Origin of the sequence: Vibrio lentus (assembly GCF_030409755.1) — a bacterium.
GTDB lineage: Bacteria > Pseudomonadota > Gammaproteobacteria > Enterobacterales > Vibrionaceae > Vibrio > Vibrio lentus.
In genome coordinates this window covers 1,738,243-1,754,965 of the sequence record NZ_JAUFQE010000002.1, presented here as the reverse complement: position 1 = coordinate 1,754,965, position 16,723 = coordinate 1,738,243, and the positions used below count along the sequence as shown (strand labels likewise).

Genomic DNA, 16,723 nt, shown 5'->3' with positions numbered 1-16,723 from the left:
AGTGTTAACTTATTCTTCCAAAATCGTTTGTTTTGATATTAGTGTTGTTCGATTTTTAATCGCATAAATAATCGTAAAAATCTAAGTTTCAATATTCTAATAATAATTTTTTTCACACCTATTAAATCTATCTGTTAATTTCTTTCTTAAATAAAAACAAAATCAGTCTATTTATTGAACGTTTTTGGTTTGTTTTTTTGTTATCTACCCATTTTAACGATAATAAATAAAATTAAATTTTACGGTTTTTATGTTTTCTTGCATTAAATGTAAAGTGATTAATATCAGTTGCTTATAGTGTTTTAAGTGTTAGTTGCTCTTCTTGAATAGGAATTATTTACTTATGATTATTTAAATAATGTACATTTTGTGGTTGAAAATAAACCACTCTCTCAATGGGGCGATTTGAATGTTATTAAATGTCGCTATAACATGCCGGAAAATTTATTAGACGTTAGTGCCATATGTTTTCAAATATAAAAAAGCTTCTAGTGTTCTCCGTAGTTGTTGGACTTTTATTTACTACTGGTTGCCAATCCACTAAACCAACTTGGTATTCAAAACCTCAAGTAGATACAAATGAGTATATTTATGCAGTGGCACAGGCAAGGACCTTATCTCACGCAAAAAAAATTGCGGTCAATAACATCAATGAAAAGCTTTGGACTCAAGTTGAATCTTCTTTTTACATGCGAGAAACCGCACGTGAAACGAATGGTGCTGGTTTTTCAAATAGCCTAGTAGATAACAAAGTAAATACAAAAACCGAATCACTCACCCTCAATGGTATTGAATATCTACAAATGGAAGAGAGTGAACTTGGTGCTTTTGTAGAGGTTCGGGTTAAAAAAGCCTTAGTAACGCAGCAATTGATTCGTGAAATAAACGAGATGAATAGTAATTCTGAAGCGAAGCTTGTCGCGCTTCAGCATCAAGATAAATTGTTATGGTGGCTAGACAACCGAAGTGCCTCCCAGTTGCAGCATAAGGTTTCGGTAAGAACAGCAATGCTTGCGCCTTTAGATCCAGGATATCAAGTCGATACTCGTTCTATCGATAAACTTATAGCGACACATAAAAATATAAGTAGCCAGATTAATATCCGTCTTTCTTATGACAGAAATTCACAGAAAGCGACTCAGTTATTAGGTAAGCAATTATCGGAATTTAATATTGCTACCTCAACTTCCAAGAGAAGAAACCAAACTCACGTACTGCACGTTGATTCAGAGCGCCGACGAAATAAAGTGGGAGATGCTTTTATTTCGACACTGATTTCAGACGTTAAAGTGATCAACATGAAAGCCAAAACAATCTCTCGTAGTGAAATTATATCGACGGGTAATTCAGTAACAAGCTTTAAGTACGCGGATGAAGGCGCTGCTCGCCATTTAAATGAGCAAGTAAAAGAAAAAGGGATTTGGACGGCATTAGGCTTAATCAAATAATAAGTTCGGTTCCCCCACCTGGAAATATAACTAACTGATGATATTCGGAGAAATAATGTTAAGAAAAACGTTGATGGCTACTGCTGTAATAACGAGTTTGGCTGGCTGTGCTGGTCATGAGGTTTTGGTTTGTACTCCTGACACTCGTGTAGATATTGAAACCGCAGAGGTTCAGCTACCGTCTTCAGACAATACGAAAGTAGTTGTCCTTCCAGTAGAGCTTGAGTTTAAAAACTCTGCAGCCAAAAACATGCAGTCGGCAATGCGTAACTCTTTGGAAACACAAATCGATGAAACCGGCGCAGACCTTGTCGATCGTAAAATTGCCAATAAAGTAAAAGGCGAAATCAAATTAGCTGAACAGAGTGGTCGTTTAAGCAGCAAAGGTGTGCCTATCGCAGACTACGCAATCATTACAGAAATTACTCAAGCAGACTTAAATAAGTCATTCAGTGAGCGTCGTACGTATGAAAATGATGAGGGTGAAACTAAAGTTGTTCCGGCGTCTTGTAGTTATGATTTCGATGTCCAAGCTGTAGCAAAAGTAGTTGCGCTACCAAGTATGGATGTTGTTAAACGCATTAAGCTTGAAGGCGACGAATATTCTTCAACGGAAACAAGTAATTCAAGTTGCCCAATAAGTAACTCAACCTATACGTCGATGGCAGCTAAAGCGGCTGCAGAGGCCGTAACTTACTCTACTGAAATCCAAAAAATGTTAGCAGCAAGTGGCCCAGTTCTAGAGATGCGCCACTGTGAAGTAGGTACTCAAGTTCGCTTAGCTATTGGCAAAAACCAGAAGGTTCAACCTGGCGCTGATATCCTATTCGCAAATGCATTCAAGTCGCCTGAAGGCGAAACTGAAATTCACCCAATCGGTGAGGGTTATGTTGTAGATAATGAGATCAATGCCGTAACCGACAAGTACTCTTGGGTTGTAATTGACGAAGAAACGTCACTGAAGGTTAAGAAGGGCACTATGGGCAAGGTTGATGCGTCAATGATCAAATGTCCAATTGCTGATTTAGCGTGCCACGCAAAGAATGCATTTAACATATGAAAAAACTAATTATTGCAGTATCACTAGTGACCGCTCTTGCTGGTTGTCAAAGCAACAACAGCACGGTTGAACAGGCTCAAAATTTTGCGCCATGTACTTTTCCTGACGCACCAACCGTATCTGCGCCAGGCTGGATCTGTGACGTGATTCCTACTGATTTGGCCGCTGCTGCTAAAGGTTACGCAAAGAAAAGTGCGGCTGGTATGAGTGTCATGCGCAAGATCGCCGTAAATGATGCGCGTGTAAACCTTGCTGCTGAATTCGAAACTGACGTAAGTAACTTATTCCAGGCCGCGACAGAGGGCGTAACATCAACCTCTTCTGCTGAAGGTGTAACGTTAGTCACAGAAGACGTTAAAGAGACGTTTGAAAATATCACTAAGTCCGTAGTGAACAAAACGCTTACAAACAGCCGTGTCATTGTAAGCCAAGCTAGCCCTGCTGGTGGTTTGTACGTACTCGTTGGTATGGATCAAGCGGCTTATGATGCGAACATGAACAAGGTTATCGATGAAGTTGGCGGTGAAGATTCTGCGCTTTGGGATCAATTCAACAACGAGAAAGCAGCAGCAGATCTTGCAGCGGCATTCGATGCGTTGAAAAAATAATCGTGTATGACGATTAGTTAAGTGAAAAGGCCGCCGATTGAGTGGCCTTTTGTTTCTATGCAATCTCGGAGTTAGTTATGTATAAAACGATCGCCAAAACAGGGTTAGCTGTCGCAATCTCTGCAGCAATTAGTTTCCCTACGCTTGCGGTGTCAGATAACCAAAAACAGCAGTTAAATAATGCAGTGGTCAATGCAAGTCAATCCCAAGAAGAAACACTCAAAGAGTTCCATGCTTATGTAAATGCGTATTTGGATGAGTATGAGCAATGGCGTGACGAATACACCAATAAGCTTGATGACCGCCGCACCGACCTTATTAAAACGTGGGGTGAAGGGGAGGTTTCTTCTCAAACCACACAAGTTGAATACTCGCAAGATGATCAAGTTAAAACCGCTGTGGATTATGAAAATAATACGGCGACTGTTTCTGTTTTAGTTGATAAAGACAGCAGTGCAGAAGAGATTGATGATCTTGTAAAGGGAATCCCGGTAGAAGTTGCAGGGCAAGTGGTAGAGCTATCAGACTTGAAAGCTCAAGACCACGAGGTTTTGTTCTCTTGGGAAAAAGAGCAGCAAGAGAAAGACTTCGTTATTAGACAAACTCAAAGCCAAATGAATGAACTTGATGTTCAGGCGGAGCGGTTAATTCAATCAGGTACTGGGATTCCAGAATCATTTATCTACCAGCGTGCTCACAATAAAAAGATGGCGTTGATGGCAAAAGCGCAAGATCGTATTGCAGCGCAGTCGAAGCTTTTTGATGATATGCGAGCTAAATTTGGCATCAAGATTGAGCGTCCTGAGTTCATTGCTGAAAAATCACAACAAGTCACAAAGGTAGAGGCTACATCTGTCCAAGAAGTAGCAGAAAAAGTAACGGTCAAAACAGCGAAGTTGAAGCCCAAAGCCGAAGCGTCAACGCCGGTTGCGGAAGTAGCATCTGTGCCAATTAAGCCGAAGAAGGTGATCAGCTATAAAGTTAAGCTTCCTGAAAATAGCTTAAAAGCGCGAGCTAGCAAGTACAGCGCATTGGCTGAAAAAGAGAGTAAAAACTGGGAAGTTGATGCAGCGCTGATCATGGCCATCATGCATTCTGAATCCGCTTTTCGCCCGAATGCTAAATCACATGTTCCCGCCTTTGGCCTAATGCAAGTGGTGCCGACGAGTGCAGGGCATGACGTGAACAAACAAGTTAGAAATATCGATGAACCAATGAAGGTTTCGGATTTGTATCAGCCAGTTATCAATGTGGAAACCGGTACCGCATATTTGGATATTCTAAACAGTAAATATCTGCGCAAGATTGAGAATGATGAAAGTCGTTTGTACTGTGTAATTGCGGCTTATAACACTGGCGCTGGTAATGTTGCCCGAGCGTTCAACAAAGATCGCTCAACGAGTATCGGCAAAGCATCCAAAGTGATCAACAAAATGACTCCAGAAGAGGTGTACAACCACCTAGTTGCGAAGTTGCCATACGATGAAACCAAAAACTATTTGAAGAAAGTGAACAGTCGTATCGCATTATATAAGTAAAACTTTTTGAAGAGGTGAGATTAAATATGTTTAAGATTTTTGCTTTATTTTTCATCGCTATTGGTATTTACCTAGGCCTTAATTACAGCGACGAAATTGAAGATATCATGGACACCGATGCTTTTGAGCGAGTGCAGGAACGTGCTGAAGACGGCAAAGATGCATTGATGGATACAATTGATGAGATCAAAGGTTAAAAATGTCTGAAGAACAGAGAGCTGATATTTCTAAAGATATTCAAGAGGAATTACAAGAACTCCAAGACGCACAAGAGTCACTGCTAGAAGAGCAAAAGAAAGGCGGCCTAGCTCGTACTATAGGTTTGGTATCGGTTATTTCTATTGCTTTGGGTGGCTTTAATGACAGCTTTGATGCATTGGAAAAGATGTTCGACTTTGGCCTTTCTCAAATGACGGATATTCCATCTCATAGAAAGCTAGAGAGAATATATATTCGGTCATCCGCTGAAGCTTTGGATCAAACGTTTGGCGCACCAGTATATATAAAACGTTCAAGCAGTGATGATGTGATCAAGTATTATCAAGATGATAATTTCATACTGTCTGCGATTACTAGAGATAACGCTATTGTCGCTTACCTTGTCTTCCCTGATGAAGGTTTTGTACCTGAAACACAAGAACATACAGGTGGTTCAGCGTTTTTTAATCAGCCTTTTAATGCCATTGAAAGTGTCAATGAAATCCGAGCGTCGTTCGCTAGAACCGGTAATTATTACATTGAAGAAAACAACGGCGGGGAATTCGGGTATCTCTATTCTTCAATCAGTGGTGTTAGTGAATTTATTACACCAATGACAAAAGGTAATAGGAATTTGCTGGCCGCTGTAGTTGACTCGTTAACGATGGACGAAGATGTCGTTTCGAGCGTCCAGTCTTTGAGATTGAGCGCCAAACCCAATTTCTATGGTTACAGTACATTAGGTGTCGACGCCCTTGAAGAAGCTATTTTATCGAACACAGAGTATCGTTTGATTCATAAGAGTTAAGCATTAACACACCAGCTCTAGTTTCTTACAAAGCTAGAGCTTTTATTAGCAGTTGGATTATGGCAAATTCAAAATTCGATACCTTTCTAGAAAGACTCAAAGGCAATAAACGAATCATTGTCCAAGCTCATGACTTCCCAGACCATGATGCATTGTCTTCGGCGTACGCTCTGGCTTACCTGTTAAAAAAGAAAGGCTTTCATCCATTTATTACCTTTCATGGTTACATCGATAGGGTGTCACTTAGGAATCTCATAGATTGGTTGGAGATTCCGATCTATGAACCAAAAGACTTGAAGCTACAACCTGACGACAAGATTATTGTTGTTGATGGCTGTATTGGTGAAAAGAACGTTACCGACGTTCCAGGCTTAGAAGTCGCAGTAATTGATCACCACCAAGTCAAAGTACCTGATTTTGTATGGTACTCAGATGTGCGAGCAAATTATGGCGCAACAGCAACCATGATGGTCGAGTATTACCGCTATTTTTCTTTGCCGATGCCACAAAAAGTTGCAACAGCACTATTGGTCGGTTTGAGCTTTGATACCGCTAACTTTACTCGGGCTGTAGGATCGGCTGATCTGAAAGCATTGCTGTACCTTCAAGAGAGGGCAGACAATACCATGGTCAACAAGATTTTTCGGAATCAGGTCGAGTTCCACGAATTACAACTTTTCAATTCAATGCTTACTAACTTACGCCGTGAAAAAAATGCAGCGTTTGCGGTGCTTCCTGAAGGTTGTCCTAAAAATATGCTCGGTGTATTAGGTGATTTTCTATTAAGTGTTGATGAGCTTGATATCATTGTGCTCACTGCGAAGAGTCATGAGAAAACCTTTATCTCTCTTCGTTCAGAGTGTTCCAATAACAATGTCGCAAATATAGTTAAAAGGGCACTGAACGATAGAGGGATCGGTTTTGGAGGTGGGCATTCTCACATGGCTGGTGGCATCATCAACAGCCAGTTTCAGAAAAGTGATGAACTAGATTACATCTATGATTTGATTCGACCGAGCCTAGTGCTTGATGCCTAAACTTATTTGTTTAGAGTGCTAGGTATTTTGAAATAGCTAGCCCTTTTTATCTAAGTATGAATAGCGTCTTCTACTAAGTGTATGTTTAGCTCCGAAGGTAATTGGCTGTTATTGGTGTATATACGATCAAATTGCTCCAATGACGCTACTTTTAGTGCCGCAAAGCGTCCCCATTTACTGGCATCCGCGACAAGCCAACTTTCACGGCTGTTCTTGATAATAGATTTTGAAAGGTCGGCTTCAACTTGCTCATGTTCCATGGCGAAATGACTGTCTGTTACAGAGCCACAACCACAAATGCCAATGTCGGCTTCAAAATCTGAGAAGAAGTGAACTACGCTACTTCCCACCATGTCTTGATGCTCTCTTCGAAATAAACCGCCCGCTAAGTACACTTCAATCTGCTCGTTTGCTTCGAGGATTCGAGCGACTTGCAGGTTGTTGGTGATCACTCGTAACGCGGGCTTTGCCAACAAATATTGAGCTATGCGAGTGACGGTCGTACCAATCCCCATCATGACTGTTGAACCTTCAGGTATTGCGTCTGCAACAGCCATGGCGATACTGTCTTTCATTTCTGATTCAACGCCAGCACGGAATCGATAACTGGTGTTAGTCAGCGTTGTCGGTAAGCTTACGCCTCCGTGCACTCTTCGCGCTAAACCCTGCTCGCATAAGTCGTTTACGTCACGACGAATGGTTTGAGTAGTGACCGAAAATAGTTCGGCTAAATGATCGATCTGTACATCTTGATTTGCTTTAAGCGTCGCGAGTATTTGTTTTTGGCGGTGGTTCAGTTCCATAGAAGCTCACTAAAATTTATTTGGTACGTCGGTAATGATGTTATCAACACCTAGATTGAGATATTTGCTTGCCAATTTGGGGTCGTTTAGCGTCCATATTTTAAGAACCGCACCTGAATCTTTGATCGCTTTCGCCGTTTTCTCATCAAGAATTCGGTGGTCAATATGAATGCTGTAAAGGTCGAGTGATTTAAGTGACTCTAGGCTGAAATCATTCCATACTTCGCAGATGAATCCTCGTCTAACTTCGGGCATTAACTCTTGGCACTGACTTAGTGCATCCTTTTTGAAGCTTGAGATGAGCAGTTTTTCACTAGGGAAATCCTTTTGCTTTATCAGTGCAATAACTTGGTCAACTAAAGGTTTTATCGCCTTATCGTTATATATCTTGAGCTCAAGGTTCAGAGTTAGATCGAGTTCTAGGCACTTGTCTAGCGCTTCACTTAACGTCGGAATCGAGGTTCCTATAAACTCACTACCAAACCAACTGCCAGCGTCTAAAGCCTTGAGTGTGGTGAGATCTAAATCTGCAATATTCCCAGTCCCATCAGTACAGCGGTTCACCGTTCTATCATGAAAAACCATAGGGATACCGTCGGCACTGAGCTGGGTATCAATTTCAACCCAACTTGCGCCTGCTTTCGCTGCTTGCTCAATACTGACTAGCGTATTTTCTGGTGCTAAAGAAGCGGCACCGCGGTGGCCTGTAATCATAATGCATTCTCGATGTTCATTTGAAAATTTAGGAGACATTAGCTTTGTTTTATTACAGATTTATTATCGATTGACTATATCAACCGATTTTAACTGAGAACTGGTTAAAAGAAGTCGGTTAGAGTTTATACAATAGTGAGACCTTATCCTCAATGTGTTCAAGTGGCCAAGATAAATGTTCATATGAATGTAATAATTCACTTACATACTCTACGAAAACTTAATAACACCCTCTATATTTAGAAAAGATAGCCACGATAAGGTGATTAAAAATGAAAAAGCTATTAGGTACAGTAATTATGGCGGCAACGTTACTTGTTGGTTGTGGTGAAGCTGACAAGGCCGGAGCGGACGCTAAAGATGAGCCAATTAATATCAATATGAGCCTTGTGTTCACTCAAAACGAGTTATTAACCCAAGAGCTCATCAAAGCAACCGACAAAATACGCGAAAGAACCGATGGTTCGGTAAACATTAAAGTTTTCCCAGGTGGTCAGTTACCTGTTTACAAAGATAACTTGGAACAAGTGGTTAACGGCGCAAACTGGATTGCTGTTGAGGATTTAACCTACCTAGGCGATTACGTACCAGACTTCGCTGCACTGGCAGGCCCAATGTTGTACAACACGTATGATGAATATTTAGCGATGATGGATACGGAATTTGTCGCGGGCTTGAAGGCTAAAGCTGAAGAGAAAGGCATTAAAGTACTGAATGCAGACTACATGTTTGGGTTCCGTCACATGATCACTAATAAAGAGATTGTGAACTCTGAAGACATGAAAGGGATGCGTATCCGTGTTCCACAAAGTCAGTTGTTTATCAGCACGCTTTCAGCAATGGGCGCGGCTCCAGCTTCTCTGCCATTCCCAGAAACCTATGCAGGCGTTCAACAAGGTGTTGTTGACGGCCTTGAAGGTTCAATCCTGACTATGTACTCAACCAAAATCTATGAAGTAGCGAAGAATATGTCTTTGACTAAACACTTCCTAGGCACGGTTGGTATCTACATTTCACCGACTCTTTGGGACAAGTTTACGCCAGAGCAACAGCAAATCATCAATGAAGAGCTAGAAGCGGGCGCTGAATCTAACACTGCAGAGCTGGTTAAGCTTGATGTTGAATACACTCAAAAACTTGAAGAGTTAGGCGTTACGTTTAATGAAGTGAACTCTGACGAGTTTAATGAGTTGACAGCTGACGTGTACAACCAGTTCCCAACATGGAGCGAAGGTATACACGCAACGATCATGAAAGAGTTGGAAACGATTCGAGCTGCACAGTAATTGTGCGAATGTAGATTAATTTGTTAATGAAGACGGCCTGATTTCCTTCAGGCCGTTTTATTCCTGAAGTAACCGACGTGATGTTGGGTATTTCATTGGAGAAGTCTTTTGTTTTTATTGAAAAATATTGAAGAAATCCTCGCCTCTATTGCTATTTCGATTACCGTTTTGGTTGTCATCATTAACGTCGTTTTACGTTATGGGTTTGGATTTGTTGTCCCTTGGAGTGAAGAACTCTCGGTTATTTGCTTTATATGGGCTGTCTATTTAGGCATTAGTTCCTGCTATAAGCATAAGCTTCACATGGGTGTTGATGTGGTGGTTGCCATGCTGCCTGAAAAAGCCAAAATTCCGTTTAGATTATGTGTTTCTGTTTTCCTACTGGTTCTGAACATCTTGATGGCCGTTCTGAGTTATCAATACTTGATGTTATCTAACAAGGTAACACCAGTGATGGGCATGTCATATTTTGCTATCAATGGTGTGTTGTTACTTTGCTTCTCATTGATGGCAATCCACACGGTTCGATTCATCGTCAGCGATGTTGCTTCTCTAAAGCGCTCTTTTAAGTAGGTACGATTCATGGAAAGCTATCTTCCAATCCTCATTCTTTTTGTTCTGTTTCTATTGAATATACCCATTGCGTTTTCATTGATCGCGTCAGCAATGGTGTACTTTTTATTTATCAATGACTCAATTCCCGTCAGCTTGGTAATGCAGCGCTTTATTAGCTCGACAGAGTCATTTCCATTGTTAGCCATTCCGTTTTTTATCATGGTTGGTTCGGTGATGAACTATGCGGGAATCAGTAAAAGCTTATTGGCTTTTGCAGATTCGATGATTGGCCATAAAACGGGCGGTCTTGCGCAGGTGAATGTCGCGTTGAGTACGTTAATGGGTGGCATATCTGGCTCTGCGAATGCCGATGCCGCGATGCAATCGAAGATTCTTGCGCCTGAAATGACCAAGCGTGGTTATGATTTGCCATTTACAGCTGCAGTGACGGCTGCATCATCAAGTATCAGCCCTGTTATTCCACCGGGCATTAATTTAATCATCTTTGCGCTGTTAGCGAATGTTTCCGTTCATCAGATGTTTATCGCGGGTTATGTTCCTGCCTTTTTGATGGCGTTATCGCTGATGGTGACAATCGCGTTTATCGCTCGTAAGCGTCGTTACAAGCCTTCTCGTTCTGAACCTGCGTCTGCGAAAGAGCGTTTTCATTACTTTCTAAAAGCGATTCCCGCGTTACTGATTCCTTTCGGCATTATTCTTGGCATGCGTTTTGGTTTGTTTACACCGACAGAAGCGGGCGCAATCGCAGTATTGCTTTGTGCGATTATTGGTATTTTTGTCTATCGTCAGCTTGGCCTGCGACATATCCCGTTAATCATGCGTGAAACGGTGCAGGGCACCAGTAGTGTGATGTTCATTATTATCGGAGCGATGGTCTTCGGTTACTACATGACGCTTGAGCAAATCCCGCACAATGTTGCGTCTGCTTTGATAGAACTTACTGATAACAAGTTACTCTTGTTGCTGTTGATTAACGTGTTGCTGCTCGTTGTCGGAATGTTCATCGAAGGTGGTGCAGCGATGATCATCTTAACGCCATTGTTGCTTCCGGCTGTGCTTAACTTAGGCGTAAACCCGGTGCACTTCGGCATTATCGTGATCGTTAATATTATGATTGGTGGTGTGACGCCACCGTTCGGTTCTATGATGTTTACTGTATGTTCCATCTTGAAGGTTCGTATGGTCGACTTTGTAAAAGAAGTAGTGCCTTTGCTACTCGCTTTATTGTCGGTGTTGATGTTGCTAACTTTCTCTGAAAGTTTAGTGATGTTTTTACCGAATTTACTTTAACACTAATAAGTTAGTTTAGATTTGAGGGTGTAGAAATGAATTCGGTAACGAATGATTTAGACCAAAATTGGAAAAGCATTGATTGGGTACTGACGGATGTCGACGATACCTTAACTTGGCAAGGTCAGTTGCCGCCAGAAACATTGGTGGCGTTGAAAGCGTTAAAAGATGCAGGGAAAAAGGTCGTGGCTGTGACAGGGGCTTGTGCTGGATGGTGTGATCATATTGCTCAGCTATGGCCTGTCGATGCGGTTCTCGGTGAGAACGGCGCGTTTATAATGGAAAAGAAAAATGGTTATCTGACATTGCGCTCTGATATCCCTTTGCCAGAAGTCAGTGCCAATCAGAGTAAGCTGAAAGAGCAAGTATTAGCTATTTTAAGCGATTACCCAGAGCTCAGTTTAACGTTGGATCAGTCTTACCGTTTGTGTGAGGTGGCGATCGACATCGGTCAAAACCGTCCAAAAGTCGATGATGGCATTATTGAAGAGATTGTCTCTAAGATTCACGCTTTAGGTGCACATGCCACAGCAAGCTCTATTCACATTAATGCTTGGTATGGTGAGCACTCTAAGAAAGCGACATCGACCGCCTTTCTCAAGGAGAAGGGGCTATCTGAGCAAGAGATAGTCGAACGTAGTTGCTATGTTGGTGACTCGCTGAATGACCAATACATGTTTGAAATTTTGCCTTTCAGTGTTGGGGTCGCGAACATTGAACACTATTGGACGAAGTTATCACATCATCCGGTTGTTGTTATGAAGAAACCCGGCGGTTATGGTTTCGCTGAGTTCACTGATAAATTATTGGCGTTGAAATAGTCGTTACTCATTTTTAGTCAGCAATCAGCAGTACAAAGGCGATAACGAAAGTTGTCGCCTTTGTCTTATTTGGAACAGATAAAACACCGGGATAGTCGAACAACCATTGTCTTGAAGTGACTCGGTGCACAAGTTGGTGAGCGCAAGCCCTATCTCGTCAAATTCGAATATAGGTTAATACTGAATTTATGAGACGCTTGTTCTGAGTGTCACTGGAATTACAAGGAAGTTGAATGCACCACTTTAATATCCGCGCGCTGGAATACCTTAATGCTTTGTCAAAATACGGGTCGTTACGTAAAGCGTCGAAGATGCTGAATGTTGATCCGGCTGCAGTGAGTCGTATGTTGTCTCAACTTGAAGATCAGGTTGAGATGAAGGTGTGGGAGCGCAATAACCGTCAGTCCTATTTAACGGAAGCGGGAAACGAGTTATTGAATCACTATCGCACCATTATAAGAGGTGAGGCGACAGTATTAACTCAATTGACCAAGCTTAAAAACCTGACAGGTGGTAGCGTTAGTATTGCGATAGGTGAAGGATTTATCACAAACTTAGTGTCTGAGCCTATGCAGACCTTTATGACCCGTTATCCAGACATCAACTTGTCGATAGAAATAGCCGGTGCTCTTGATGCGGTTAAGATGCTTGAAGATCAGCAGATCGATTTCGCCATCACTTACGCAGCAGCACCGCATCCAAAACTACGGACGCACGTGGAACGCAGTCATCCACTAGAACTTATCGCTCCGAAAGGGCACTTTCTAACAATGAAAGAGACGCCTGTGACGCTGCAAGAAATCAAAGATGTGTCGCTGGCTTTGATCGATACATCGACTGGCATGGGACGATTAGTGAAACATGCTGAGCAAATGTCGCATTTTAATCTCCAACCTAAATTACAAACCAACTCGGTTACTGCGCTGACTAACTTTGTTGTTGCAGGGCTTGGCGTCACATTTATGCCTAAGCTGACGGTTCTAGAAGAGATAGAGTCGGGCCGTATAGAAGTCGTGCCAACGGAGATTGAGGTGTTATCTAAAGCGACCGTTAAGGTGCAATCTTTGAAAGGCAGAGAACTGAGTGTTCAAGCCGAAACCTTCCTTGATTTCTTGATGGAGAACACGTCTTTTTTACGTAGTGATGCTCACGACATCGTTTTGTAATCCCAAGTATTTCTTTGAATCATGATGTGATGACTTTTTATCAACGCTAACTGTATTGTTAAGTCAATGCCCGCCCAATAAAGTGTCCGAAAGTTACAAGAATGTTGCGTGACATAAAAGGCGGATGCAATGGAAGTTATCGTTATTGGCAGTGGTGTTATTGGGTTGACCAGCGCATGGTATTTGGCGAAAGAGGGTCACTCGGTGACGGTTATCGACCGTCAAGATAGCAGTGGTAAAGAAACCAGTTTTGCGAATGCTGGCCAAATCTCTTACGGTTACTCCTCCCCATGGGCCGCTCCCGGAATCCCTTTAAAAGCGATGAAATGGTTAACCCAAGAGCATGCGCCACTAAAAGTGAAACCGTCACTTTCCCCTGAATTGGTCTCTTGGGCGACTAAGATGCTCGCCAACTGCAATGAAGCCAAATACGCACAGAATAAATCTCGTATGTTGAGAGTGGCAAATTACAGCAGAGATTGCCTGACTGAGCTAAGAACCAGTGAACAACTGGCTTATGAAGGTCGGCAGAAAGGGACATTGCAAGTGTTTCGAAGCGAGAAACAATTGGATTTCATTCAACAAGATATGAAGCTGCTTAAAGAGAGCGGTATTGATCATTCGTTGTTTGATGTTGAGCAGTGCTTATCCATCGAACCGGGCTTAGCAGACGTTAAAGATAAGCTGGTGGGTGGCCTGTATTTACCACACGATGAAACCGGTGATTGCCATCAGTTCTGTTTAGCCTTAACCGAAAAAGCCAAGCAACTCGGTGTTAGGTTCGTGTTTGATACTGAAGTGGTAAGTTTGAATCATCAGAATCAAAACATCGAGAGTCTTACAACGACTCAAGGTGTATTCAAAGCGGACGCTTACGTAGTTGCATCAGGCAGTTATTCGCGTGAGCTACTCAAACAAGTAGACCTGTCTATTCCTGTTTATCCAGTCAAAGGGTATTCACTAACACTACCGATCGTGAATGCTGATAAATCACCAACCTCTACCGTGATGGATGAAACCTACAAGGTGGCGATGACTCGTTTTGATGATCGTATTCGTATTGCAGGGACGGCAGAGCTCGCGGGTTTTGATTACCTCATTCCTGAAAAACGCAAAGCCACGATTGATATGGTGATCAAAGATCTCTTTCCTCAAGCAGGGGATTTTTCTAAGGCAGAGTATTGGACAGGACTAAGACCAATGACGCCAGATGGAACACCTATTATCGGTAAAACACCGATTAAGAATTTGTTTACTAATACGGGGCACGGAACCTTGGGTTGGACGATGGCGTGTGGCTCAGGAAAGATCTTGGCAGGCGTTGTTAGTGGCTCTACGAGTGATATCAAAACTGATGACTTGAGTATTCATCGCTACTTGTAGCTCATCAAAATACTTGGTCATACGAATTAGCCCATGTTTATCACTGAGCATGGGCTGATTTAGTTTTAATGTTGCTGCTTATCTAGTGGTGGTTTCTAACACATGAGTAAAGCGATCCCAGGATTTTTGGTCAGCTTCATGTTGATAGTTATTAGCCCCGAATACTGTGAAGGCGTGTGGTGCTCCACTATAGGTGATCATTTCATGTGGGACTTTGGTCGTTTCAAGTTCAGCTGCGAGGCTTCCGAAATCTTCCATTGAAATCATCGAATCTGCAGTGCCATGGAACACGACGACAGGGGCTTTAGTCTGAGAGTAATCTTGGCCTTTCGGTGTTGATAAACCACCATGGAAGGTGACATAAGCTTTCGAAGGAATCCCCGCACGCGCGGCTTCTAACACAGCGGCTCCGCCAAAGCAGTATCCCATCATCACGTTGTTATCTAAGTTGCCGCCAAGTCGTTTGGCTTCCATTGCACCTGCATTAAGCAGCGCACGCATTTTTTCTCTGTCTTTATACAACTCACCTGTGTGTTGTTTTTTGTCTTTCACTTCGGTTGGGCGAATGCCTTTACCAAATAGGTCGATGGCGAACACGTTGTAACCGAGTTCGTTAAGCATCTCAGAACGTTTCTTCTCGTAATCCGTTAAGCCGTCCCAATCATGTACTAGCAGCACCAAAGGAGCCTGATCACTGGCTTCACTCCAATAACCTTCGTAGTCCATACCGTCGACTTGATAAGTGACGTTTTCTCCAGAAATTGCAGAGAAGGGCAGTAAAACTGAAAACAAGCCTAGCGTGGTGAGTGTTCGCATGCGTTATTCCTTTCGGTGACAATGACGTTCCAATCGAAAGTATAGATAACGCGATGATTCTCGCCAGATTTCCGTCTCTAATTTGAAGTGTGACGGTGGAGGTAAAGATTGAAGGGAAAATACATTAAACAACCATCACGTATTAAGTGTGATGGCTGTTTGCCGTTGTTTTCAGAAAACGGAAATTCAAATAGCTGAAGTTAGAAGTTAGAAGTAAGGAGAACAATTACCAAGAAGCGTTGGTCGTGCTGCTGCACATATCTGGATATTTACGCTGATAGCGTGGCAACATCGACTCGTTGCCTAAGATGCCACCTTGATGGATGTAGATGATGGTTTTGGTCGGGTTGTCTTCTTGCCATTGTCCTAAACATTGCCACATCAATGGGTCATAGAGCAGGTCAAACTCAACGTCGGTTTGCTCTTGTAGATCTAACCAAGTTTGGTAATCCTGCTGATACAACTTACCAAAGTGGTGCTTAGCTTTGAGCGGTAATATCTGCGGGTGATCGGTCTCGCCAAGCTCATTGAACTGCTGCGTTAAGTAGTCACTGCCACCAACACATGCACAGGTTAAAACCGGGATGTTGTGCAGCTTCAAATGTTTATGAAGATACAGCGCTGTGCTACCAGTACCAGCGGGCAGTGCAACTACGAAATCGTGTTTGTTTTCGAAGCGCGTCCAGCTGAGTATTTCCATCGCCAGTTGTTTTACGCCATATTCAGAAAGCTGAGAGCGGCCACCTTCAGGCAACACAATGCAGTGTGAGTCTGGTTGTCTTACTTGTTCGATATATTCTTGTGGATGAAGTTCAGAGCCCATCTCTTTGGTTGAAATAACCTTAGCCCCAAGGTCAATCGCACCACGGTAATTACCGATAGGGCGTTCTTGTAGCCATTGAGGAAGGTGGTCGATGTAAAACTCAAGCGTCCAGCCTTTGATCTTTGCGAGTGCGGAGAGTGAGAACAGAGAGTTCGCCTGAGCAGAACCATAGCTGATCAAAGTGGTGATTTCTGGTTGATCATCTTCCAACAGCTTCATGAATTTTCGGGCTTTGTTGCCGCAAAAGTGGGAGTGAAGCTGGTCGTCACGCTTTAAGAAAAAGGTGTGGTCGTTGTATTGATGCTGAGTTACAGGGCTATTATTTAGTTTCATCGCACTTAGACAAAA

The 16,723-nt window shown here is 42.5% G+C and carries 17 protein-coding genes; 13 read left to right on the top strand and 4 right to left on the bottom strand.

The annotated features are described in order from the left end of the window. Positions 1-464 precede the first annotated feature (464 nt). From QWZ07_RS16255 to QWZ07_RS16225, 7 genes are all read left to right on the top strand, one after another. The gene (locus QWZ07_RS16255) at positions 465-1,448 is read left to right on the top strand and encodes an LPP20 family lipoprotein (protein ID WP_192852897.1); all 984 of its coding nucleotides are present in this window, start codon (positions 465-467) and stop codon (positions 1,446-1,448) included. Positions 1,449-1,503: 55 nt separating this feature from the next. After that, a complete protein-coding gene (locus QWZ07_RS16250; RefSeq protein ID WP_192852898.1) occupies positions 1,504-2,508 on the top strand; it encodes a hypothetical protein in 1,005 nt (334 codons plus the stop codon). Beyond that, positions 2,505-3,116: an LPP20 family lipoprotein gene (locus QWZ07_RS16245; RefSeq protein WP_192852899.1), complete on the top strand. Its 612-nt coding sequence runs from the start codon at positions 2,505-2,507 to the stop codon at positions 3,114-3,116. Before QWZ07_RS16250 ends, QWZ07_RS16245 begins: the two co-directional genes overlap by 4 nt. 77 nt (positions 3,117-3,193) lie before the next feature. Next, positions 3,194-4,654: a transglycosylase SLT domain-containing protein gene (locus tag QWZ07_RS16240; RefSeq protein WP_192852900.1), complete on the top strand. Its 1,461-nt coding sequence runs from the start codon at positions 3,194-3,196 to the stop codon at positions 4,652-4,654. A 26-nt stretch (positions 4,655-4,680) separates the two neighbouring features. Further along, on the top strand, positions 4,681-4,851 hold the full coding sequence (locus QWZ07_RS16235; protein ID WP_017062056.1) for a hypothetical protein: 171 nt from the start codon (positions 4,681-4,683) through the stop codon (positions 4,849-4,851). Positions 4,852-4,853: 2 nt separating this feature from the next. Further along, positions 4,854-5,660 (top strand): ETEC_3214 domain-containing protein, encoded by an 807-nt coding sequence (locus tag QWZ07_RS16230; protein ID WP_192852901.1) that lies wholly within the window; start codon positions 4,854-4,856, stop codon positions 5,658-5,660. 59 nt (positions 5,661-5,719) lie between these two features. Then, complete coding sequence (locus QWZ07_RS16225; RefSeq protein WP_192852902.1) at positions 5,720-6,697, top strand: DHH family phosphoesterase; 978 nt, start codon at positions 5,720-5,722, stop codon at positions 6,695-6,697. Positions 6,698-6,747: 50 nt separating this feature from the next. Here the strand turns inward: QWZ07_RS16225 and QWZ07_RS16220 are convergent, their stop codons facing one another. Both QWZ07_RS16220 and QWZ07_RS16215 read right to left on the bottom strand, forming a co-directional pair. Next, positions 6,748-7,500: a DeoR/GlpR family DNA-binding transcription regulator gene (locus tag QWZ07_RS16220; protein WP_192852903.1), complete on the bottom strand. Its 753-nt coding sequence runs from the start codon at positions 7,498-7,500 to the stop codon at positions 6,748-6,750. Between the two features lie 9 nt (positions 7,501-7,509). Next, a complete protein-coding gene (locus QWZ07_RS16215; protein ID WP_192852904.1) occupies positions 7,510-8,214 on the bottom strand; it encodes a glycerophosphodiester phosphodiesterase family protein in 705 nt (234 codons plus the stop codon). Between the two features lie 272 nt (positions 8,215-8,486). Between QWZ07_RS16215 and QWZ07_RS16210 the strand changes: the two genes are divergently transcribed. From QWZ07_RS16210 to QWZ07_RS16185, 6 genes are all read left to right on the top strand, one after another. Then, positions 8,487-9,500, top strand: coding sequence for a C4-dicarboxylate TRAP transporter substrate-binding protein (locus QWZ07_RS16210; protein WP_192852905.1), 1,014 nt, complete (start codon positions 8,487-8,489; stop codon positions 9,498-9,500). Between the two features lie 108 nt (positions 9,501-9,608). Then, positions 9,609-10,073, top strand: coding sequence for a TRAP transporter small permease (locus tag QWZ07_RS16205; RefSeq protein ID WP_065111075.1), 465 nt, complete (start codon positions 9,609-9,611; stop codon positions 10,071-10,073). Between the two features lie 9 nt (positions 10,074-10,082). Next, positions 10,083-11,366: a TRAP transporter large permease gene (locus tag QWZ07_RS16200; protein WP_065103290.1), complete on the top strand. Its 1,284-nt coding sequence runs from the start codon at positions 10,083-10,085 to the stop codon at positions 11,364-11,366. 35 nt (positions 11,367-11,401) lie between these two features. Beyond that, positions 11,402-12,187, top strand: coding sequence for an HAD-IIB family hydrolase (locus tag QWZ07_RS16195; RefSeq protein ID WP_192852906.1), 786 nt, complete (start codon positions 11,402-11,404; stop codon positions 12,185-12,187). 233 nt (positions 12,188-12,420) lie between these two features. Then, positions 12,421-13,353, top strand: coding sequence for a LysR family transcriptional regulator (locus QWZ07_RS16190; RefSeq protein ID WP_192852907.1), 933 nt, complete (start codon positions 12,421-12,423; stop codon positions 13,351-13,353). Positions 13,354-13,482: 129 nt separating this feature from the next. Next, positions 13,483-14,736 carry a D-amino acid dehydrogenase gene (locus QWZ07_RS16185; RefSeq protein WP_192852908.1) on the top strand — a complete coding sequence of 418 codons (1,254 nt, stop codon included), beginning with the start codon at positions 13,483-13,485 and terminating at the stop codon, positions 14,734-14,736. Between the two features lie 78 nt (positions 14,737-14,814). Here QWZ07_RS16185 and QWZ07_RS16180 read toward each other — a convergent pair whose 3' ends face one another. Both QWZ07_RS16180 and QWZ07_RS16175 read right to left on the bottom strand, forming a co-directional pair. Then, positions 14,815-15,552: a dienelactone hydrolase family protein gene (locus tag QWZ07_RS16180; RefSeq protein WP_102535649.1), complete on the bottom strand. Its 738-nt coding sequence runs from the start codon at positions 15,550-15,552 to the stop codon at positions 14,815-14,817. A gap of 226 nt (positions 15,553-15,778) precedes the next feature. After that, positions 15,779-16,708 (bottom strand): 1-aminocyclopropane-1-carboxylate deaminase/D-cysteine desulfhydrase, encoded by a 930-nt coding sequence (locus QWZ07_RS16175; RefSeq protein WP_192852909.1) that lies wholly within the window; start codon positions 16,706-16,708, stop codon positions 15,779-15,781. Positions 16,709-16,723 lie beyond the last annotated feature (15 nt).